The organism is Rossellomorea sp. ABR4_004, assembly GCF_056159585.1.
This window is the reverse complement of sequence record NZ_JBSWVM010000001.1, coordinates 501,905-522,784: the sequence shown is the minus strand read 5'-3', so window position 1 is coordinate 522,784 and position 20,880 is coordinate 501,905. Positions and strand designations below refer to the sequence as shown.

General features: G+C 40.7%; 24 protein-coding genes. 23 read left to right on the top strand and 1 reads right to left on the bottom strand.

Annotated features, from left to right (window positions below):
• The first annotated feature begins 34 nt into the window (after positions 1–34).
• The 5 genes from ACXAF2_RS02910 (at position 35) to fni (ending at position 3,923) form a co-directional block, all read left to right on the top strand.
• Positions 35–247 (top strand): YpfB family protein, encoded by a 213-nt coding sequence (locus tag ACXAF2_RS02910; RefSeq protein ID WP_475137301.1) that lies wholly within the window; start codon positions 35–37, stop codon positions 245–247.
• Between the two features lie 100 nt (positions 248–347).
• Positions 348–1,016 carry a (d)CMP kinase gene (gene cmk, locus ACXAF2_RS02905; protein WP_475137300.1) on the top strand — a complete coding sequence of 223 codons (669 nt, stop codon included), beginning with the start codon at positions 348–350 and terminating at the stop codon, positions 1,014–1,016.
• A 1-nt stretch (position 1,017) separates the two neighbouring features.
• On the top strand, positions 1,018–1,599 hold the full coding sequence (locus tag ACXAF2_RS02900; protein ID WP_475137299.1) for a lysophospholipid acyltransferase family protein: 582 nt from the start codon (positions 1,018–1,020) through the stop codon (positions 1,597–1,599).
• Positions 1,600–1,718: 119 nt separating this feature from the next.
• Positions 1,719–2,852, top strand: coding sequence for a 30S ribosomal protein S1 (gene rpsA, locus ACXAF2_RS02895; RefSeq protein WP_427597777.1), 1,134 nt, complete (start codon positions 1,719–1,721; stop codon positions 2,850–2,852).
• 12 nt (positions 2,853–2,864) lie between these two features.
• Positions 2,865–3,923, top strand: coding sequence for a type 2 isopentenyl-diphosphate Delta-isomerase (gene fni / locus ACXAF2_RS02890; protein WP_475137298.1), 1,059 nt, complete (start codon positions 2,865–2,867; stop codon positions 3,921–3,923).
• A gap of 247 nt (positions 3,924–4,170) precedes the next feature.
• Here fni and ACXAF2_RS02885 read toward each other — a convergent pair whose 3' ends face one another.
• Positions 4,171–4,302: a YpzI family protein gene (locus tag ACXAF2_RS02885; RefSeq protein WP_475137297.1), complete on the bottom strand. Its 132-nt coding sequence runs from the start codon at positions 4,300–4,302 to the stop codon at positions 4,171–4,173.
• A 96-nt stretch (positions 4,303–4,398) separates the two neighbouring features.
• On the opposite strand from ACXAF2_RS02885, the gene ACXAF2_RS02880 reads away from it, so the two are divergent.
• From ACXAF2_RS02880 to aroB, 18 genes are all read left to right on the top strand, one after another.
• On the top strand, positions 4,399–5,019 hold the full coding sequence (locus tag ACXAF2_RS02880; RefSeq protein WP_475137296.1) for a YphA family membrane protein: 621 nt from the start codon (positions 4,399–4,401) through the stop codon (positions 5,017–5,019).
• A complete protein-coding gene (locus ACXAF2_RS02875) occupies positions 5,016–5,912 on the top strand; it encodes a YIEGIA family protein (protein WP_475137295.1) in 897 nt (298 codons plus the stop codon). Before ACXAF2_RS02880 ends, ACXAF2_RS02875 begins: the two co-directional genes overlap by 4 nt.
• Positions 5,909–6,100, top strand: coding sequence for a capping complex subunit for YIEGIA (locus tag ACXAF2_RS02870; protein WP_113970716.1), 192 nt, complete (start codon positions 5,909–5,911; stop codon positions 6,098–6,100). The genes ACXAF2_RS02875 and ACXAF2_RS02870 overlap by 4 nt, the downstream gene beginning before the upstream one ends.
• Before the next feature lie 174 nt (positions 6,101–6,274).
• Positions 6,275–7,585 carry a ribosome biogenesis GTPase Der gene (gene der / locus ACXAF2_RS02865; protein ID WP_475137294.1) on the top strand — a complete coding sequence of 437 codons (1,311 nt, stop codon included), beginning with the start codon at positions 6,275–6,277 and terminating at the stop codon, positions 7,583–7,585.
• Positions 7,586–7,601: 16 nt separating this feature from the next.
• Positions 7,602–8,648, top strand: a complete 1,047-nt coding sequence (locus tag ACXAF2_RS02860; protein ID WP_475137293.1) for an NAD(P)H-dependent glycerol-3-phosphate dehydrogenase — start codon at positions 7,602–7,604, stop codon at positions 8,646–8,648.
• 902 nt (positions 8,649–9,550) lie between these two features.
• Entirely contained in the window at positions 9,551–9,751 is a 201-nt protein-coding gene (locus ACXAF2_RS02855) for a DUF2768 domain-containing protein (RefSeq protein WP_148969471.1), read from the top strand.
• Positions 9,752–9,782: 31 nt separating this feature from the next.
• Positions 9,783–10,493, top strand: a complete 711-nt coding sequence (locus ACXAF2_RS02850; protein ID WP_475137292.1) for a hypothetical protein — start codon at positions 9,783–9,785, stop codon at positions 10,491–10,493.
• Between the two features lie 252 nt (positions 10,494–10,745).
• Positions 10,746–12,224, top strand: a complete 1,479-nt coding sequence (gene spoIVA, locus ACXAF2_RS02845; RefSeq protein WP_148969470.1) for a stage IV sporulation protein A — start codon at positions 10,746–10,748, stop codon at positions 12,222–12,224.
• Positions 12,225–12,857: 633 nt separating this feature from the next.
• The gene (locus ACXAF2_RS02840) at positions 12,858–13,130 is read left to right on the top strand and encodes an HU family DNA-binding protein (protein WP_034758336.1); all 273 of its coding nucleotides are present in this window, start codon (positions 12,858–12,860) and stop codon (positions 13,128–13,130) included.
• 228 nt (positions 13,131–13,358) lie between these two features.
• Positions 13,359–13,925: a GTP cyclohydrolase I FolE gene (gene folE, locus ACXAF2_RS02835; protein ID WP_148969469.1), complete on the top strand. Its 567-nt coding sequence runs from the start codon at positions 13,359–13,361 to the stop codon at positions 13,923–13,925.
• Between the two features lie 13 nt (positions 13,926–13,938).
• Positions 13,939–14,160, top strand: a complete 222-nt coding sequence (gene mtrB / locus ACXAF2_RS02830) for a trp RNA-binding attenuation protein MtrB (protein ID WP_034758340.1) — start codon at positions 13,939–13,941, stop codon at positions 14,158–14,160.
• A 196-nt stretch (positions 14,161–14,356) separates the two neighbouring features.
• Positions 14,357–15,190, top strand: coding sequence for a heptaprenyl diphosphate synthase component 1 (locus ACXAF2_RS02825; RefSeq protein ID WP_475137291.1), 834 nt, complete (start codon positions 14,357–14,359; stop codon positions 15,188–15,190).
• A gap of 6 nt (positions 15,191–15,196) precedes the next feature.
• A complete protein-coding gene (locus ACXAF2_RS02820; RefSeq protein ID WP_475137290.1) occupies positions 15,197–15,898 on the top strand; it encodes a demethylmenaquinone methyltransferase in 702 nt (233 codons plus the stop codon).
• A gap of 27 nt (positions 15,899–15,925) precedes the next feature.
• The gene (gene hepT / locus ACXAF2_RS02815) at positions 15,926–16,888 is read left to right on the top strand and encodes a heptaprenyl diphosphate synthase component II (RefSeq protein ID WP_475137289.1); all 963 of its coding nucleotides are present in this window, start codon (positions 15,926–15,928) and stop codon (positions 16,886–16,888) included.
• A 102-nt stretch (positions 16,889–16,990) separates the two neighbouring features.
• On the top strand, positions 16,991–17,437 hold the full coding sequence (gene ndk / locus ACXAF2_RS02810) for a nucleoside-diphosphate kinase (protein ID WP_475137288.1): 447 nt from the start codon (positions 16,991–16,993) through the stop codon (positions 17,435–17,437).
• A gap of 147 nt (positions 17,438–17,584) precedes the next feature.
• Complete coding sequence (locus ACXAF2_RS02805) at positions 17,585–18,358, top strand: CheR family methyltransferase (protein WP_475137287.1); 774 nt, start codon at positions 17,585–17,587, stop codon at positions 18,356–18,358.
• A gap of 213 nt (positions 18,359–18,571) precedes the next feature.
• Entirely contained in the window at positions 18,572–19,744 is a 1,173-nt protein-coding gene (aroC, locus tag ACXAF2_RS02800) for a chorismate synthase (protein ID WP_475137286.1), read from the top strand.
• A gap of 3 nt (positions 19,745–19,747) precedes the next feature.
• On the top strand, positions 19,748–20,854 hold the full coding sequence (aroB, locus tag ACXAF2_RS02795) for a 3-dehydroquinate synthase (protein ID WP_475137285.1): 1,107 nt from the start codon (positions 19,748–19,750) through the stop codon (positions 20,852–20,854).
• Positions 20,855–20,880 lie beyond the last annotated feature (26 nt).

Below are 20,880 nucleotides of genomic sequence, written 5' to 3'. Positions count from 1 at the left end.
AATTCCATAATTTACACATACTTTTTCTATAATTATGAATAGGAAAAGGGTGAATACAATTAAATCCGTTGAGCGAATATTAATCAAATTAGTCATTATACATTTCATGTTATTAATAGCAGTCCAATTTGTCATCCATGAATTAAATATCCTTCCCGAGCTCAATAAGATCGTTTTTTATGAAGGCGTCGAAAAAATGGAGTACAGCGAAATAGTCGAAACCTTATCCGGTAAAGCAGGTAATTGATTGCCTGCTCTTTTTATTGAATAAAGATTCTTTCAACGTGGTGTGAGATTTATGTTAAAATAGGTAAGAAAATTATTAGGAAATTAAGTAGGTGGATTAGTTGAAGAAATTAAGAATTGCGATCGATGGTCCTGCAGCTGCGGGGAAAAGTACAGTGGCGAAAATTGTAGCAGGGAAATTATCTTATCTTTATATTGATACTGGGGCGATGTACCGCTCATTAACATATAAAGCTTTGAAATTGAATATAGACTTGCATGATGATAATGAGTTGAAGGAATTATTAGCTCAAACAATAATCACCCTTGAACCGACTGAAGATGGACAAATTGTATATGTAGACGGGGAAAATGTGACAGATGAAATTCGTCAAGCCACAGTTACCAATTCAGTATCTCATGTGGCCGTTCATCCTCAAGTTAGAGAAGAAATGGTGAGCAGGCAGCAGCAGTTGGCTAAACAAGGGGCTGTCGTGATGGATGGAAGAGATATCGGGACCCATGTTATTCCCGACGCTGAAATAAAAGTATTTTTACTGGCAAGTGTAAATGAAAGAGCCCAAAGAAGACATGAAGAAAACATTTCTAAAGGGTTCCCTTCTGATCTGGAACAATTAAAAGTAGAAATTGCCCGCCGTGACAAAATCGATTCAGAAAGAGAAGTGGCTCCTCTTAAGAAAGCGGACGACGCAACTGAAATAGATACAACTTCACTATCCATCCCTGAAGTAGTGGATCAAATTATGCTGTTAGTAGAAAGGAAAGGTTAATGTGAACTTGTATTCATTTGCTAAAGGTCTCGTGAAATCGATTCTTTCCCCTCTCTATCGCATTGAGGTCAAAGGTTTGGAGCATTTCCCTGAAGAGGGGGGAGTCTTATTATGCACCAACCATATTGATAACTTAGATCCCCCGGTGGTGGGGATTTCAGCTCCCAGACCTGTTTCTTTCATGGCTAAAGAAGAGCTTTTCAGTGTCCCGGTATTGGGTAAGCTATTACCCGATTTACGGGCATTCCCGGTGAAAAGGGGAATGAGTGACCGGGAGGCACTAAGGAAAGGTTTGCAGGTCCTCAAACAAGGAGATGTTTTAGGACTATTCCCAGAGGGTACTAGAAGTAAGACAGGTAAAATAGGTAAGGGATTGGCTGGAGCGGGTTTCTTTGCCCTTCGATCCGATGCTTACGTTGTACCTTGTGCAATCATTGGACCCTATAAGCCTTTCAGGAAATTAAAGGTCGTATTCGGACCGCCTATTGCGATGGAGGGCATTCGAGAACAAAAACTGAATGCTGAGAAAACAACTGAAATTATTATGCAGCACATCGAAAAACTAATACATGAGCATGAATAATATGAGCTTTCTCGCTTGACAAAAAGTAGTATTTATTAGAAGTTAGTAGAAAGAATATTTAAATTGTGAAGTCTCGCAATTATCAAAAATCTTTGCAGTCATGGATTAAGGAGGAGTACATAATGGAAGACATGAATGGAATTGAAGTGAAAAATCTTGAAATCGGTGAAAAAGTTAAAGGAACAGTCACTAAGGTTGAAGAGAAACAGGTCTTAGTCGACGTTCAAGATAGCAAAGTGGATGGCATCATTCCAATTAGTGAACTCTCAAGCCTTCATATCGAAAAAGCTTCTGATGTAGTCAGTGAAGGGGATGTACTTGAGTTAATCGTGACAAAAGTTGAAGAAGAACTTCTTGTTCTTTCTAAACGAAAAGTAGATGCTGAAAAAGCATGGGAAGAAATGAAGGTTCGCTTTGAAAATGGCGACATCTTTGAAGCGGAAGTCAAAGATGTGGTGAAGGGCGGACTTGTAGTTGATCTTGGTGTCAGAGGATTTGTTCCTGCATCATTAGTCGAGGACTATTATGTCGAGGATTTCTCGGACTATAAGGACAAAACATTGACGTTCAAGATTGTTGAATTGGATCAGGAAAAAAATCGTCTGATCCTATCACACCGGGCTGTTGTAGAAGCGGAAAAGCAACACCAGAAAAAGCAGCTCCTTACGGATATTGAATCTGGTGCTGTTCTTGAAGGTACAGTTCAACGTATCACAGATTTCGGAGCGTTCGTAGACATTGGTGGAGTAGATGGATTGGTGCATATCTCCCAACTTTCTCACGAACACGTTGAAAAGCCTTCAGACGTAGTAACTGAGGGACAAAAAGTACAGGTCAAAGTTCTAAGCGTCGATCGTGACAACGAACGTATTTCTTTATCCATTAAAGAAACCCTGCCAGGACCTTGGAGTGATATTTCTGAGAAGGCACCTAAAGGCAGTGTTCTGGACGGAGTGGTTAAACGCCTAGTATCATATGGAGCATTTGTAGAAGTGTTACCTGGTGTTGAAGGTCTTGTTCACATTTCTCAAATTTCACATAAACATATCGGTACACCTCACGAAGTCCTTCAGGAGAACCAAGAAGTACAAGTGAAGGTATTGGATGTAAATGAGAATGATCAACGCTTATCTTTAAGCATCAAATCTCTTGAAGAAAAAGAGGAAGAAGTGACTGATTACGAAATGCCTGAAGAAAATACCGGCTTCCAATTAGGTGAAATGATTGGTGACAAATTAAAAGATCTTAAGTAATGGTGATGAATAGTGACAAGAGCTCAAAGAAAGCAAGACCACATTAATTATGCTTTATCGACAGGCCAACAACGAAGAACAGGTTTTGATGAAGTTGCTTTTGTCCACCAAAGCTTACCGAATATAGCGGTAGATGAAGTTCATCTACAGGCAGAGATTGGCGAACTTAATTGGAGTTCGCCAATTTTTATAAATGCTATGACAGGCGGCGGTGGTGAATCAACTTCTAAAATCAATGAAGAATTAACGATTCTTGCACGGGAAACAGGTCTGGCCATCGCTGTCGGATCTCAAATGTCCGCACTAAAAGACCCTTCTGAAAGAAATACGTATGAGATCGTTCGTAAACATAATCCGAATGGAATCGTTCTTGGGAATTTGGGAAGTGAGGCAACCGTTCAACAGGCAAAAGATGCCGTAGAGATGATTAGTGCCAATGCGTTGCAAATTCACTTAAATGTCATACAAGAATTAACCATGCCCGAAGGTGACAGGGACTTCAAAGGGGCCATGGACAGAATACAGGAGATTGCTGCGAGTATTCAAGTACCAGTCATAGTGAAAGAAACGGGTTTTGGTATTAGTAAAGAGACTGCAGAATCCTTGTCCCAATCCAACATTTCAGCCATTGATGTCGGGGGATTCGGTGGTACCAACTTCTCTAAAATCGAAAATCAACGCAGAGAACGAATGTTGGAATTTTTCGATGATTGGGGTATACCCACTGCCATTTCGATTGCTGAAAGTCATGCAACATCGAGGAAGCCCATTCTTGCTTCTGGTGGTGTCCAAAATAGCTTAGACATCGTTAAGTCGCTAGGTTTAGGAGCATCTGCTGTAGGAATGGCCGGCATCATTCTTAAGCAGCTATTAGACTCGGGTCTTAAGGACACCATTGAAGAAGTGAATCAAATTCATACGGATATTAAATTCCTGATGAGTGCGCTGGGGTGCAGGCGTCTAGAAGATCTTCACAATGTTCCACTGGTGCTATCAGGCGACGTGTTTCATTGGCTGGACGTTAGAGGATTGAATCCTGCAAATTATAGCAATAGAATGTTTAATAAGTAAAAAGAACGAATTCTCTTATGAGAATTCGTTCTTTTTTTGTTGCTTGATATTAGTTTCGGATATATTGGGTATTTTTGTGAAGTGGCTGAATTAACACATAAAACGGCTGGATTTTTGTTGAATTCCGCCGGATTATCATTCAAAACGGCCGAATTACTTAGGATTTTGGCTGAATTCTTTCTTTGGAATACTAAACATCCAGCCAAGTATGCTTGTCGCCTCTACCAAGCCGCCTCCGCTTTTCTTGTTACCTCTGTATCTTTTTAGCTTCTTCGGGTCCTTGCAGGCTTGTTGCTCCGTTGTAGTGCAGGCCCTGGTCTCTGTCTGATTCGACTCGTTTGCTTTGTTTTAGTTTCTTTTCTTGACGATCTTTACCCATCATAAACACCTCCCTTTCTTATTTTTTCTTTGAAAAAATGATTCATACATGAATGAGATACATAAAGATTTTCCATAATGTAGATAATAGGAGGGAGTGAGTATTGTGGATGGGATTCTGTATTTATGGCTGATTTGGGGAATTTGGATTTTTACGACGTTTATGATGAATAAGGCACACCCATATCGTTTCCATTATTCCTTCGTTTGTTTAGTGTTATTATGCGTCTTTCCGTATGGCTTGAAAGTAGGTTCTGTGGAGGTTGCGGTACCGGTTTTTGTTTTTGGACTTATTTGTATCCATTACATAAGAATTTTTAGTTTGAAAGAAAAATTATATATGCTTGTAGCCATTCTAACGATGGGGATGCTTTATGCGGGTATAGGGTTAGTGGCCATTTATGATCCTGTTCTAATGTTCATTGATCGAAACCTAATAATGGCTCTATCGCTTGCTTTCCTGAGTATTTTCTTCTATAACTCGTCTTCGTATATGTTCCGGATGGTCGCTGTTGCCGGGAGCAGTATAGTAGGGGAAGTGTTTATGAGTATCCCATTAAAGAATGTAGGATTTTTATATCCCATCGGTGGACCTGTTTACCTCGATGTCCTGGCTATTTCCGTCGGAATTCTATTAGCTGTTAAGTTATTTGAAGAAATAAATCAGTTATTTAACATCAAAGTACAAACAAACAAAGGGGAAATGAAAAACCTATGAATGAGTATGTGTATCCTGTCATCTTCGGAGTAGTGGTTGGGACATTAACCAGAATCTATATGCTGCGTACAGACTATCGCCAATATCCCACTTATTTGCATGGGAAGATTATACATATTGCTCTTGGATTTATTGCTGCTGGTTTAGGCACCATCGCGATTCCTGCTTTACTAGAAGAGAACTTTACGGCGATTACGTTCTTAACCGTTGCTGCGTCTCAATTTCGGGATGTGCGAAATATGGAGAGGAACACATTGACAGAGCTAGATGCATATGAACTTGTCCCCAGAGGGGCTACATACATCGAAGGGATTGCCGTAGCCTTTGAAAGCCGAAATTATTTGGTCATTTTCACTTCTCTCTTAGCCACATTAGCTTATATTGTCTTTAACTTCTATGTAGCGCTGGTGATCAGTTCAATATGTATGGTGATGGCACATAAACTAATGGCTGGAGGCAGATTGAAGGATATCGTAACGATTGAATATGTGAAGCCTCATTTTGATGGGGCCGGACTTTACGTTGATAATATTTACATCATGAATATTGGATTAAAGGTAAGACAAGAAGAAATTTTAAAGTATGGAATGGGGTTTGTCCTTTCTCCCAAATCATTCGATGCCAGATCAACGGTAGCGAACCTTGGTCAAAGGCAGGCCATTCTTCATGATATGTCTACTTCGTTGGGGATATTTAAAGATTCAGGGACTCCGGCATTAACGCCACTGGCCAAGAGGGATTTAGACGATGGTCGAATAGGTGTCTTCGTCCTTCCGCAGCGAAAGGATGTAGAGAAAGCCATTGCCATTCTTGGACAGGTGCCGACATTGGAAAATGCGATAAGAATGCCGTCAGAATCGAAAGCGAATCAGGAGGGTGGTAAATTAGAATGAGTACAACGATCCAAAAGTTTATTCTCGCGACGGTTACGACATCACCTGAAAAAGTTCCAAGTGGAACAAGCGTCTTTTATTGTAAAACAGATGAGGAGTTGCAAAAGATCTGTGCAAATTTAGAGGCGATTCTCGATGGCATTGCCCATGAACTGGATGAAGGACTATTTATCATTGTAAAACATTGATTGCTAGTTTATTCTTTTATTGATAAAATAGTTAAGTTAGGGGGGACTGTCCCATAAGGAAACAATACCTTAAGGGCCGGTCCTTCTTATGCATAACTCCGATTGATGATTGAAAAGGTATAATAAGAGGAAATGTAAGAATAGGACAACCTTCTTACAGAAAGGGTGAATAACGTGACAAAACCAGTAGTAGCAATCGTAGGGCGTCCAAACGTTGGGAAGTCCACGATCTTTAATAGAATAGTTGGTGAAAGAATCTCCATTGTTGAAGATGTGCCTGGTGTAACAAGAGACCGTATATATAGTTCTGCAGAGTGGCTGACTCATGAATTTAATATTATAGATACAGGTGGGATTGAACTGGGGAATGAACCATTCCTTGATCAAATCAGGCAGCAGGCTGAAATTGCCATTGATGAAGCGGATGTGATTGTCTTTTTGACGAATGGCCGTGAAGGTGTGACAGCTGCAGATGAAATTGTGGCCAAAATCCTTTATCGCTCTAAGAAACCTGTCGTACTGGGGATTAATAAAATTGATAACCCCGAAATGAGGGAAATGATTTATGATTTTTACTCCCTTGGATTTGGAGAGCCGTATCCAATTTCAGGTTCTCATGGTCTTGGGTTAGGAGATCTTCTTGATGATGTGGTGAAAAACTTTAAACAAGAAGAAGAAGAGGACTATGCAGAAGATGTGATCAAATTTTCATTAATTGGTCGACCGAATGTCGGGAAATCCTCCCTGGTTAACGCCTTATTAGGCGAAGAGCGTGTAATTGTGAGTAATGTTGCAGGAACGACGCGGGATGCCATTGATTCTTCTTACACGTATGATGGACAGGATTATGTCATTATTGATACTGCGGGTATGAGGAAAAAAGGGAAAGTGTATGAAACGACCGAAAAATACAGTGTGTTAAGAGCTCTTAGAGCGATTGAACGTTCCGATGTCGTCTTATCTGTCATTGATGGAGAAGAAGGGATTATCGAGCAAGATAAAAAAATTGCCGGGTATGCTCATGATGCAGGTCGAGCAATGGTAATCGTCGTGAACAAATGGGATGCCGTTGAGAAAGACGAGAAAACCATGAACAAATGGGAAAAGAATATCCGCGAACATTTTCAATTCCTTGATTATGCTCCAATCGTTTTTCTATCTGCCAAAACAAAGAAGCGCATTCATACATTACTGCCGATCATCAATATGGCAAGTGAAAATCATGCCCTACGAGTACAATCGAGCGTGTTGAATGAAGTGGTGATGGATGCAGTAGCAATGAATCCGACTCCTACAGATAATGGGAAGCGACTCAGAATCTACTACGCGACTCAAGTAGCTGTGAAGCCGCCAACATTCGTGGTATTTGTGAATGATCCGGAATTAATGCACTTCTCATACGAACGATTCTTGGAAAATAGAATACGTGATGCATTTGGATTTGAAGGAACTCCTATTCGTATTATTGCTCGCGCAAGAAAATAATAAGGTGGGTGTAAAAATGAAAAGTTCAAAGAATATAACGGTTATTGGCGCAGGGAGCTGGGGGACGGCACTTGCGATGGTCCTGGCTGATAATGGACTGGAAGTAAGACTATGGGGACACAAAAAAGAGCAGATTGATGAAATTAACACTCGACATACCAACGAAAAGTACTTGAAAGATGTCAAGCTCCCGGAATCCATCAAGGGTTATCATGATCTTGGTGAGTCTTTAGATGGCGTTGATACAATCATTCTGGCTGTACCGACGAAAGCGATCCGAGGAGTATTGGGTCAAATTCAAGAGGTTCAACGTGCACCATTAACCGTTGTTCATGTGAGTAAGGGGATTGAGCCTGATTCACTTCTAAGAATTTCAGAAATGATTGAAGATGAAATGAACCCTGATAACTTACATACAGTGGTGGTATTGTCAGGACCTAGTCACGCTGAAGAAGTGAGTCTGAGGCACCCAACGACTGTGACCGTATCCTCCAAGGATATGAAGGCTGCTGAAGAGATTCAGGACTTATTCATGAACATGAATTTCCGTGTATATACGAATCCCGATATGCTGGGGGTTGAGATCGGTGGAGCCTTAAAGAATATCATAGCCCTTGCAGCCGGAATTACAGACGGCTTGGGTTATGGAGATAATGCAAAAGCCGCTCTTATTACGAGGGGACTTGCAGAAATTGCACGTTTGGGAACAAAGATGGGGGCAAACCCATTAACATTTTCTGGTTTGACTGGAATCGGTGATCTGATCGTTACATGTACAAGTGTACATTCAAGAAACTGGAGAGCTGGAAATATGCTTGGTAAAGGTCATAACCTTGATGAGGTCCTGGACAATATGGGGATGGTCGTTGAGGGAGTACGTACAACGAAAGCTGCTCATCAGTTAGCAGACAAGTATGAAGTAAATATGCCCATTACCAACGCTTTGTATGATGTGCTATTCAATAAAGTAGAAGCGAAAGAAGCGGTAGACCATTTAATGGGACGTGTAAAGACAAATGAGATGGAAGACCTTGTGAACATTCTCGGTGAGCGATTAAATTAAGTTGATTCTTTTACGGTAGAATGCATGAGAACTTTCACTAATGAATCTTTCGAAACAATGAATTAATATTGGAAGAATAGGCATTCGAGGATGCGAAGTGCGCCCCTGTTGCATACACTGTCATGAATATATACAGCTTTGCCTATGGATGGGTAGGTCTCGCTTTGTTTAGAGCAGCTCAAGTATTTTGACATCATTCAAATGATGCTTAAATACTTGGGAAGCTCTTTTTTTTTGGCTCTTTTCGTAAAGTTTGTTGCTAATGTAGAGGAGAAAGTAATAGTTGATTTCCGCTACAGGATGCTCGCTTTCCGCGGGGCTGGCGGTGAGCCTCCTCGGCTGCGCCTCCGGGGTCTCACCTGTCCAGCTATTCCCGCAGGAGTCGAGCCTCCTTCCGCTCCAATCAACTTTCCGAGCATGAATTTTTAATTGAAAACAATTAAAACAAGAATTTTAGCAAACAATCTCATTTAAGGTAAGTAGAGATTGATTTTCCTTTTAAGGAAGAAGAATTATTTTTTCTAGTTACACTGTTTTCTTACACACTTTGAAGCTCTGTCATGAAATACTGTTAAAGATGGTGAGGGGAACTGCGTAGACTCCTGCTGAAGTACGGTCGTGCCGAGACCCCGGAAGCGAAGCTGAGGAGGCTCGGCCGAACGCTAGCTGCAAGCGAAGCAGTTCCCCTCACCATCCAAAATAAACCTGGTTCACAGAGCAATGGCAGATTCTATGCTAGAAAACAACAATCTTTGCCAAAAGAGCCTTTTTTATGATCATCTCTGCCCGGGATCGTCAGTATAGGTACTATTGAGGTTTGTAACAGATTATTGAACAACGATTCTTTTCTATTCTTTTGTAAAAATCTTATGATATAATACATTCGATAACAGGAGGGATGTATGTTGGATTCAATGATGAAGATGTGGATTTCGTTTGCATCGATGGGATTCATGTTTTTTGCCATATTAACGATCTATTTTAGCAGGTATAAGATCAAACAGAAATTTTTGCGGTTTATTACAGCATTCATGGCATATATAATGATGATTGCCGGTGGACTCATGATGATCTATATTGTATTTAGTGGACCGACCAATTAGGTTGCTGTCCGATTGAAAGGACGTTTTTAGATTGAAACGCTTCGGTTTAATTGCATTTCTTCTTATTATAGCTATGAGTATTCTTTCTGGATGTATGTACCCTGAGGAAAAGCTTAGTCAGAATCAGATCCCTTATGAAACGCAGGTGAAAGCTGTACAAGATGCGGTCGTAACCTATCAGAAGGACAATAATGGGTTGCTTCCAATTAAGACCCGAGACCAGGATACACCTATTTATCAGAAGTATCCGATTGATTTCAGAAAGCTTTCACCTCAGTACTTAGCAGAGATCCCAGGGAATGCTTTTGAAAATGGTGGTATTTTTCAATATGTTTTGACTGACGTGGAGGAAGATCCTCAAGTAAAGATTTTTGATCTTCGGCTGGCGGAACAAATAAGGGAATTGAAAATCAGAATAGAAGCTCAAGGTTACCCGCCATTTAAAGAGGAAGTAGCCAATAATGTATATACTTTAAATTATAAAGAACTGGGGTATGATGATGATGTGTACGTAAATAGCCCATACTCCAACAAGAACCTTCCCCTTGTCATTAATGGTGATGGTGACATATTTGTAGATTACTCAATGGACTTATTTGAACAAATTAAAAAGGCTGATAACGAACTGGAAACCGGTGCAGATATCCGGAATTTACTTGTCGAGGACACTTTATTTGTTCCAGCTTATTCTTTACCTTATACGGTAGATGAAAATAACGATCCTGTCTTTATGACAAAATAGGCATAACCCTTTCCTTGCAAAATATATTGTAAGGGAAGGGTTATTATTTTTATGTCATCCTTTATAGGGAAATTTCATCAAACTAATGATCATAAATGCTAAAGACATAATAAATTTTTATACTTTTAATCATAAGGGGGGAAAAAAAGCATATTAATAGTCATAAGTCATTGGGACAACATCATAAATATAGAATGTGAGACAGAATACACGGATGAAACATCCCTGGAATATAAGATGGGAGGGAATCTCTTGGAAAGAGTCGATCTATTTAAGGACATTGCCGAAAGAACAGGCGGAGATATCTATTTAGGTGTGGTAGGAGCAGTTAGAACAGGAAAATCAACATTCATCAAGAAGTTCATGGAACTTGTCGTCCTTCCTAATATCGCAAGTGAATCAGAACGAGCAAGAGCGCAGGATGAGTTACCTCAAAGTGCGGCAGGCAGGACCATCATGACGACTGAACCGAAGTTCGTTCCGAATCAAGCCATCTCTGTTCATGTCGATGAAGGTCTCGAAGTGAATATTAGATTGGTAGATTGTGTGGGATATACGGTACCGGGTGCTAAAGGATATGAAGATGAAAATGGGCCTAGAATGATCAATACACCATGGTATGAAGAGCCTATTCCATTCCATGAAGCGGCCGAGATCGGTACGCGTAAAGTCATCCAGGAACACTCCACGATCGGAGTTGTCGTGACAACCGACGGTTCCATCGGGGAAATTGGCAGAGGCGATTACATCCAGGCGGAAGAGAGAGTCATCGAGGAATTGAAAGAAGTAGGTAAACCATTTATCATGGTCATCAACTCGGCGAGACCTCATGCTCCTGAGACAGAAGACCTAAGAGTAAAACTTCAAGATAAGTATGACATTCCAGTTCTCGCCATGAGTGTAGAGAGCATGAGAGACTCAGACGTCCTCAACGTGCTGAGAGAAGCACTATTCGAATTCCCGGTACTTGAAGTGAATGTGAATCTCCCAAGCTGGGTAATGGTTCTGAAAGAAGAGCACTGGCTAAGACAGAACTATCAGGAAGCCGTGAAAGAAACTGTTAAGGATATTAAACGACTGCGGGATGTGGATCGTGTTGTTCATTACTTCAGTGAATTTGACCATATTGAACGGGCAGGACTTGCCGGCATTGATATGGGGCAAGGGATAGCGGAAATTGACCTGTACGCCCCTGACGAACTGTATGATGAAGTACTGAAGGAGATTGTAGGGGTGGAAATTCGCGGGAAAGATCATCTCCTGGAATTAATGCAGGACTTCGCTCATGCAAAAGCGGAATACGACCAGATTTCAGATGCATTGAGAATGGTGAAGCAGACGGGGTATGGCATTGCAGCACCTTCGTTAAATGATATGAGTCTCGATGAACCGGAAATCATCAGACAGGGTTCCAGATTCGGAGTCAGTTTGAAAGCAGTGGCGCCATCTATCCACATGATCAAAGTGGATGTACAGTCCAAGTTCGAACCAATTATCGGTACAGAAAAACAGAGCGAAGAACTAGTGCGCTATTTAATGCAGGATTTCGAAGATGACCCGCTCTCCATCTGGAATTCCGATATCTTCGGCAGAAGCTTAAGTTCCATTGTAAGAGAGGGAATCCAAGCGAAACTTTCCTTAATGCCTGAGAATGCAAGATATAAACTCAAAGATACGTTGGAAAGAATCATCAACGAGGGATCAGGTGGATTGATCGCCATCATATTATAAATGTCTATGGACCTTCTTAGGAGGGTCTTTTTTTGTTTGGCTTATTTAAAATCTCTTATTTCTATTTTATAGATCTGAATTTTTCTTTAAGAAATCCCTACTTTATTTTGCAGATTTCCCTATTGTATATTTATAAATTTATAGCTGGGGCGAAAAGATTTTGAAAATACTATGGAAGGCTATGAAGCCTTGATATATATAGGTTTCTGTAATAGGGACCTATAGAGGGATACATCACCATGGATATTCATCACAGATGAAAATAGGGGTGTCGATGTTTAAGGAATTCCAAGGTTGGGAAGTAAGATAGAGTACCTGACGACGGAGGTATAAGTTGCAGTCATCGAAAAGAAGTGATAGGTTGAATAGAGTGCAAGAATAAAGGGCTTTGAGGGGATTCTATTACATTTGTGTTTCAAATAAGAAAAGATTCCCATTATTTCTTGATTTGTTCTTGCTAAGGTTAATCTATTGTGATAATCTTTTAACAGAATTGTTGTTGAATATTGATTCAGCAACGTTTTCAAGCGTTTTTTCTACACTTTATGTATAGAATTCGCTAAAGTTGTTTACTAATGATATTAAAGTAAATGAATCATGACTGAGACATTTCCTTGGGAGGAGGTGAATGGCATGAATAAGACAGAACTAATCAATGCTGTTGCAGAAGCTGCTGAGCTATCTAAGAAGGACGCTACTAAAGCGGTTGACGCTGTTTTCGATACAATTCAAAATTCACTTGCAAACGGTGATAAAGTACAATTAATCGGATTCGGTAACTTCGAAGTACGTGAGCGTGCAGCCCGTAAAGGTCGCAACCCACAAACAGGTGAAGAGATCGAAATCTCAGCTAGCAAAGTACCTGCTTTCAAACCAGGTAAAGCGCTTAAAGAAGCTGTAAAATAATTACATACTTTGAGCGTAAAGAAAAGGTCGCATATTTATGCGGCCTTTTTTGCTATTCATTTATAGTATGGTTATTTCTCCTTAAAATATGTACGAAGGTTTATTCCTTTAAAGGAAGTTTTATATTATTATAAAACTTCTAAAGCACTAGTCTTTGATGACATTATAGGCTTGTGCTAATATTAACAATGTTACTATTTCTTTAAGATATTTTAGGAGGACAACATAATGGCACAAGTCAATCATGGCCAAATAGAAGAAGCAGTTCGATTAATATTAGAAGCTATTGGAGAGAATCCTAATAGAGAAGGTTTATTAGACACACCAAAACGTGTGGCGAAGATGTATGCAGAAGTATTTTCGGGGATTGGTCACGATCCGAAAGAATACTTTGAAACAATATTCAGTGAAGAGCATGAGGAACTGGTGCTTGTGAAGGATATTCCTTTTTATTCAATGTGTGAACACCACTTGGTACCTTTCTACGGAAAAGCTCATGTAGCATATATTCCTAGAAACGGAAGAGTGGCTGGACTTAGTAAACTGGCAAGGGCAGTTGAATCTGTTGCTAAACGGCCACAGCTGCAAGAAAGAATCACTTCGACAGTGGCTGATACGATCATGGAAACCCTTGAGCCTTATGGTGCAATGGTAGTGGTTGAAGCTGAGCATATGTGCATGACAATGAGAGGTGTAAAGAAGCCTGGTTCAAGTACAGTGACAACTGCGGTAAGGGGCTCGTTTAAAGAAGACTCTCAAGCACGGAGTGAAGTTCTTTCTTTTATAAAGAATTAGGAGTGAGCCGAGGATGAATTCAAATGATTATATTGTGATTAAGGCGATTGAAGATGGCGTGAACGTGATCGGTCTGACAAGAGGGACAGATACCCGATTTCATCATTCAGAAAAGCTCGATAAAGGTGAAGTCATGATTGCTCAGTTTACAGACCATACCTCTGCGATTAAAGTTAGAGGAAAAGCAACAATCGTTACAAGTTACGGTGAAGTCGAAAGTGATAATAAGAAATAGTACTCTGAGCATTTACGTTCCAGAGAAGATTCAGGTGGGACTGACTATGAGTAGTTGAACTTCGTAGTCGTCCCCTTTGTTATACTAATGCAAAGTATGGGGCAAGACGGATTCCCTATTGCTGAGGATTTTATGATATAATATCTATTGCTGAAATTTTTAGACTGATACATAGTAGAAATGGGGATTAAAGGGTATGAAATTCATTGATTGTAACCATCAAGCGAATATCATTCATCAATACATAGAAGAGCAGTTGCATCACTCTTATTTAAAGGAATATATCGATCAGCCTTATATCGATCGGGATCGGATTTATTTCCTGCTCCTTCCTTTTGTCAATGAGGGACGGACCTTGAACAAAGAAGTTGTACAGTGGATTTCGACTGCCATGTTATTGCAGATAGCCCTTGATACCCATGAAAAGGTTACAATTTCTGAGCTTGATCCATTGAAAGAGAGGCAGCTTACGGTACTTGCAGGAGTATACTTCAGCAGCCTTTACTATAAAATCCTAGCCGACACAGATGATGTGGAACTTATAGCAGTATTAGCCAAGGCGATTAAAGAAATCAATGAAAGCAAAATATCCATTTATAAAGAGGAACATCAAAACCTGGATGGACTAATGTCAAGCTTGAAGACAAGAGAATCAGCGATCGTATCAAAATTCTTTCGTTTTTTTGAAGATGACAAATGGATTCGGATTGTTGAGCAAGCCCTTTTATACAAAAAGCTCGTTCAAGAGAGAATTTGTATTGAGCACTCACAGAGTACGAGCTTTATAAAAGCGTTGTCGACTTTAACGCTCGAATCGGCCAGTGAAACACCATCTTTAAAGCTAACGAAAGAAGAGTCCAGACATTTGCTTTCAAAGGTGGATAAATTAATTTCCTCAACGAAGAAAACCATACAAACTCAGTTAGAGAACATAGAACCGGTAACACCATATTTTAAAAAGCTGATTGTAGAGCTATTACCTTATGCTGAGCCTGAACCTATGACCAAACTATATGCGGAAGAAGGGTAAATCGAAATGCAGCAGTCCAAAGAACAAAAAGTCCACGGAGTATTTGAAAAAATATACTCGAATTATGATAAGATGAATTCCGTAATCAGTTTCCAACAGCATAAAAAGTGGAGAAAAGATACCATGAAGCATATGGACGTGAAGACAGGCTCAAAAGCGCTGGACGTTTGCTGCGGAACTGCGGATTGGACGTTAGCAATAGGAGAAAAAGTCGGAGAAACGGGCCATGTAGTGGGGCTGGATTTCAGCCAAAATATGTTGTCAATTGGTGAAGAGAAAGTAAAAAAATCCCCCTTGAACAACATTGAGCTGATTCATGGAAATGCAATGGAGCTGCCTTTTGACGATAATACCTTTGATTATGTCACGATTGGCTTCGGTTTACGGAATGTTCCTGACTACCTCCACGTCTTAAAGGAAATGAATCGTGTGGTGAAACCAGGAGGGATGGCTGTTTGCCTTGAAACCTCCCAACCAACCATGCTCGGATTCAAGCAAATGTATTATGCATACTTTCGTTTCGTGATGCCCCTGTTCGGAAAGATCTTTGCCAAGAGCTTTAATGAGTATTCATGGCTTCAGGAATCAGCTAGAGATTTCCCGGGGATGAAGGAGCTTGCGAAGATGTTTGAAGAAGCCGGCTTTAAAGATATACATGTGAAACCATATAGTGGCGGAGTGGCTGCCATGCATTCAGGCAGAAAGTAAGAAATTCGTAAATTAGGTGGAAAAACTATGAAGCTAAACAGGATGTATTCGTTTTTAAAAACGGATATTGATGAAATTGAAAAGGAATTGGAAGTTGCGATTGAGTCAGAATCACAACTTTTACAAGAGGCGTCCCTTCACCTACTACAAGCGGGTGGTAAAAGAATCCGACCTGTTTTTGTCTTGCTCTCTGCAAAATTCGGACATTATGATATTAACATTGTGAAAAACGTAGCAGTGGCTTTGGAGTTAATTCATATGGCATCCCTTGTTCACGATGACGTGATCGATGATGCAGAGTTAAGAAGGGGAAAGCCAACGATTAAAGCTCAATGGGACAATCGAATTGCCATGTACACCGGAGATTACATCTTTGCACGAGCTCTCGAGTATATGACGAATATTAAAGCGCCTGAAGCACATCAAATACTTTCTCACACCATTGTTGAAGTATGTAAGGGTGAAATCGCTCAAATAAAAGATAAATATCGATTTGACCAAAATCTGAGGGATTATCTTCTTAGAATCAAGCGAAAGACAGCCTTGCTGATTGCTGTAAGCTGCCAGATCGGTGCCATTTCTTCCGGGGCTCCTGATGAAATACATCGACGCTTATACAGGTTTGGTTATAATGTGGGGATGAGCTTTCAAATTACAGATGATATATTAGATCTGACAGCAAGTGAGGAAGAACTGGGTAAGCCTGCCGGCAGTGACTTGTGGCAAGGTAATATCACCCTTCCGATTTTATATGCAATGGAAAACCCTGCTCTTAAATCGAAGATAGAAAGAGTGACTGAATATACTTCTCCCGAAGAGATGAAAGATATCATTTCGTCCATCTTGGCGACCGATGCCATAGAAAGATCCCACCAGCTTAGCAGAATGTATTTAGACAGAGCGCTGGAAGATCTGAATCATCTCCCATACAACCGCGTGAAGAAAACATTGAAGAATATCGCAAACTTTATTGGTAAGAGAAAATATTAAGAAAATTTAAAATGGAAACGTTGCCAAAAACCCCAATCAGTGTTACTATTTTCGTGGGATGTCCTTAGGACTTCTATACATACATATTTAGGAGTGGGGAAAATGGAAAAGACATTTTTAATGGTAAAGCCGGACGGAGTACAAAGAGGGTTAATCGGTGATATCGTATCACGTTTTGAAAAAAAGGGCTTTCAATTAGTAGGGGCAAAGCTAATGAGCATCTCCAATGAGCTTGCTGAAGAACATTACGGCGAGCACAAGGAAAGACCATTCTTTGGAGAACTTGTTGACTTTATCACTTCTGGGCCTGTATTTGCAATGGTTTGGCAAGGTGAAAACGTCATCACGACAGCTCGTGGAATGATGGGAGCAACAAACCCTAAGGATGCTGCCCTTGGAACAATCCGCGGTGATTTCGGCTTGACAGTCGGAAAGAATATCATCCATGGATCTGACTCTGCTGAAAGCGCTGTTAGAGAAATCGGATTATTTTTCAAAGAGGAAGAAGTGGTAGAGTATTCTAAATTAATGAACGAGTGGGTTTATTAATATCTGATAAATGATAAGGTTTTTTAGGGCAAGTCGTGTTAAGGCGACTTGCCTTTTTTTATGGAATAGGGTTTAACTTTTCTGAATGACGTTCGATATAATACATATAGTCTTATACCTTTTATGTAGCAAAGTGAGTGGGTCCTTATGTCAAATGATTATCTTGAATTTATTCAAGGGATAAAAAGAAAAACAGGTATCGATCTTTCCCTTTACAAAGAGGCTCAAATGAAAAGGAGATTAACGGCCCTGTATGAAAAAAAAGGCTGCGGGAGCTTTCAAGAGTTTTTCAGTAAGCTGAACCGTGACACTGAAGAAATGGAAGAGTTTCTTGATCGAATGACGATCAATGTTTCAGAGTTTTATCGAAACTACAAACGGTGGGAAGTTCTCGAGACAAAAATCCTTCCCAGACTCCTTCAGGAAAACAAATCGCTTAAAGTGTGGAGTGCAGCTTGTTCTACGGGGGAAGAGCCGTACACGATCGCCATGATGCTGTCGGAACATATGACTCTTTCAGGACGGACCATCACCGCGACTGATATCGATAAAAATGCCATTCAACGTGCAAGGAATGGTCTCTACCCTGAACGGTCGCTGAATGAGGTCCCCTCCGTAATGAGAGCCCGTTATTTCACTCGGGAAGGCGCCTTGTTCAAATTGAATGAAGAGATAAGGAGAAACGTGACTTTCAAGCAGCAGAATCTGCTGTCAGACCCGTTTGAGGGGAACTACGACTTGATTGTTTGCAGAAATGTGTTAATTTACTTCACGGAGGAAGCGAAGAACCTATTATATAAAAAATTCAATGCATCACTGAGACCCGGTGGTGTACTCTTTGTCGGGAGTACCGAACAAATCTTCAACCCATCTCAATACGGGTTCGAGACAGAAGACACATTTTTCTATAAAAAGATTTAGAATTTACGATGTCGATCCTGTATTTACTGGACGGCTGTACGCTTGCTTTTGGGTAACGCTACAGTTTAAAAGTCAAATATGTTGGGTTACATCGTTTTTTTCTGTGAAAGAGAGTTTTTTAGAAAATTTTTTAAACTTAAGGGCTAGGAAATGATCTGAATTCTATGTTATATTGGTACATAATTCTTTAACGAGTTGAAGGGGGAAAGTGAAATGAGGTACTTAACATCTGGAGAATCACATGGACCACAATTAACGACCATCATTGAAGGGCTGCCTGCAGGAATGCCATTAGAAGCAGTGGATATCAATGATAACCTGGCAAGAAGACAAAAAGGCTATGGCCGTGGCCGGAGGATGCAAATCGAGAAAGATCAGGCATCGATCGTTGGAGGAGTGAGACATGGATATACTCTGGGATCTCCTTTAGGATTGGTTGTGGAGAATAGAGACTGGACTCACTGGACGAAAGTGATGGGCATCGAACCTTTGGAGCCTGGAGAAGAGGATGAGGTAAAGAGAAAGATTTCAAGGCCAAGACCGGGACATGCAGACCTTGTTGGTGGTATGAAATATGGACATAGGGACCTGAGGAATGTGTTGGAAAGGTCATCAGCCAGAGAAACCACTGTAAGAGTGGCTGCGGGTGCCGTTGCGAAGAAGTTATTAAAGCTGTTGGGTATCGAGGTTGTCGGTCATGTTCTTGAAATTGGTGGAATTAAAGCAGAGAACCTACACTATGATTCTATAAATGATCTAAGAGATATTACCGAAGATTCTCCGGTCCGATGCCTGGATAAAGAAGCCGCACAGAAAATGATGGACTTAATAGATGAAGCGAAGAAAAATGGGGATTCCATTGGTGGTGTGGTTGAGGTCATCGTTGAGGGGATGCCTTCAGGAGTCGGGAGCTATGTTCATTATGACCGTAAGCTTGATGCAAAGATAGCCATGGCCGTCATGAGTATTAATGCATTCAAGGGGGTCGAATTTGGCTTAGGATTTGAAATGGCGCGAAAGCCGGGTAGTGAAGTTCACGATGAGATTGCCTGGAGTGAAGAACAGGGATATTACCGTAAAACGAATCGTTTAGGCGGCTTTGAAGGCGGTATGACGACAGGTATGCCCATTCGGGTTAAAGGGGTCATGAAGCCTATTCCCACCCTGTATAAACCATTACAGAGTGTGGATATCGAAACAAAGGAACCGTTTAAAGCAAGTATCGAGAGGTCCGATAGCTGTGCCGTACCTGCTGCAAGCGTAGTGGCAGAGGCTGTTGTTGCGTGGGAGCTTGCTTCTGCTATCGTGGAACAATTTCATAGTGATCAATTCGATAAGCTCCAGGAAGATATCAACAGACAACGTCAAGAGTCCAAGGAGTATTAATGAATGAAACAGATAACCATTCAAACTGCTTCCAAAACGTATGACGTGAAAATTGGAGTGGAAATGACGAATGAAATTGTTTCTTTTATAAAAAAGACCTTTCCACAAGTATCTAAATTGTGGATCATCGCTGATAACGAGGTATTCAACCTTCATGGAACAGCTTTTTCAGAGGTTTTAAGTCGAACATATGAGGTAACGACTTATCTTGCTCCCAAAGGAGAGCAGGCCAAAAGTTTCGCTATTTATGAAGATGCCATCACCCACGGTCTTGCAAATCATGTCGATCGCAGAGCCCTGGTGATAGCCTTCGGAGGCGGAGCCATCGGAGATCTTGCAGGTTTCGTGGCTTCCACCTATATGCGGGGGATCCCCTTCATAGGTGTCCCTACAACGATTCTCGCTCATGATAGTGCTGTTGGAGGAAAGGTGGCGATTAACCACCCCCTTGGCAAAAACATGGTAGGGCAATTTTATCAGCCTGAAGGTGTGTTTTTTGATTTGGATTATATGACGACTTTACCGAAAACGGAAGTTCTATCCGGATTCTCAGAAGTGATCAAGCATGCCTTTTTATCCGATCGAGCTTTTTTACAGGAGTTGATGGATAATTTTCATTCCCCGGAACAGTTGGATCATGTATTTCTAACGGATTGTCTGATGAAAGGTATCCGTGTTAAAGGGAATATTGTTGCGAAGGACGAGAGGGAATCGAATATCCGAGCGTTCTTAAATTTTGGGCATACGTATGGCCATGCCGTTGAAAGTGCCAGCGGATACGGAAATCGAACGCATGGTGAATCGGTGATGATCGGGATGATTTTTGCTCTGCATCTTAGTGAGCAATACTGCGAACTTGCATTCGATCTACAAGGATTTATTGATTGGGTCGCTTCACTTGGGTACAATCTGACCATTCCATCTCATATCACTTTTGACTACTTATATGAAGGAATGAAACTTGATAAGAAATCCCAGCATGGAAATCCTGTTTTTGTTTTATTGAAGGATATTGGGAAACCATTGATGGTGAAAGTATCTGTAGAGGACTTAAGACGGGCTGATCAATTTATTAGAGAGAGATCCGGTCTTAATGAATCACAAAAGTAAAAATAGAGCTCATTAGCCGGAGAAAA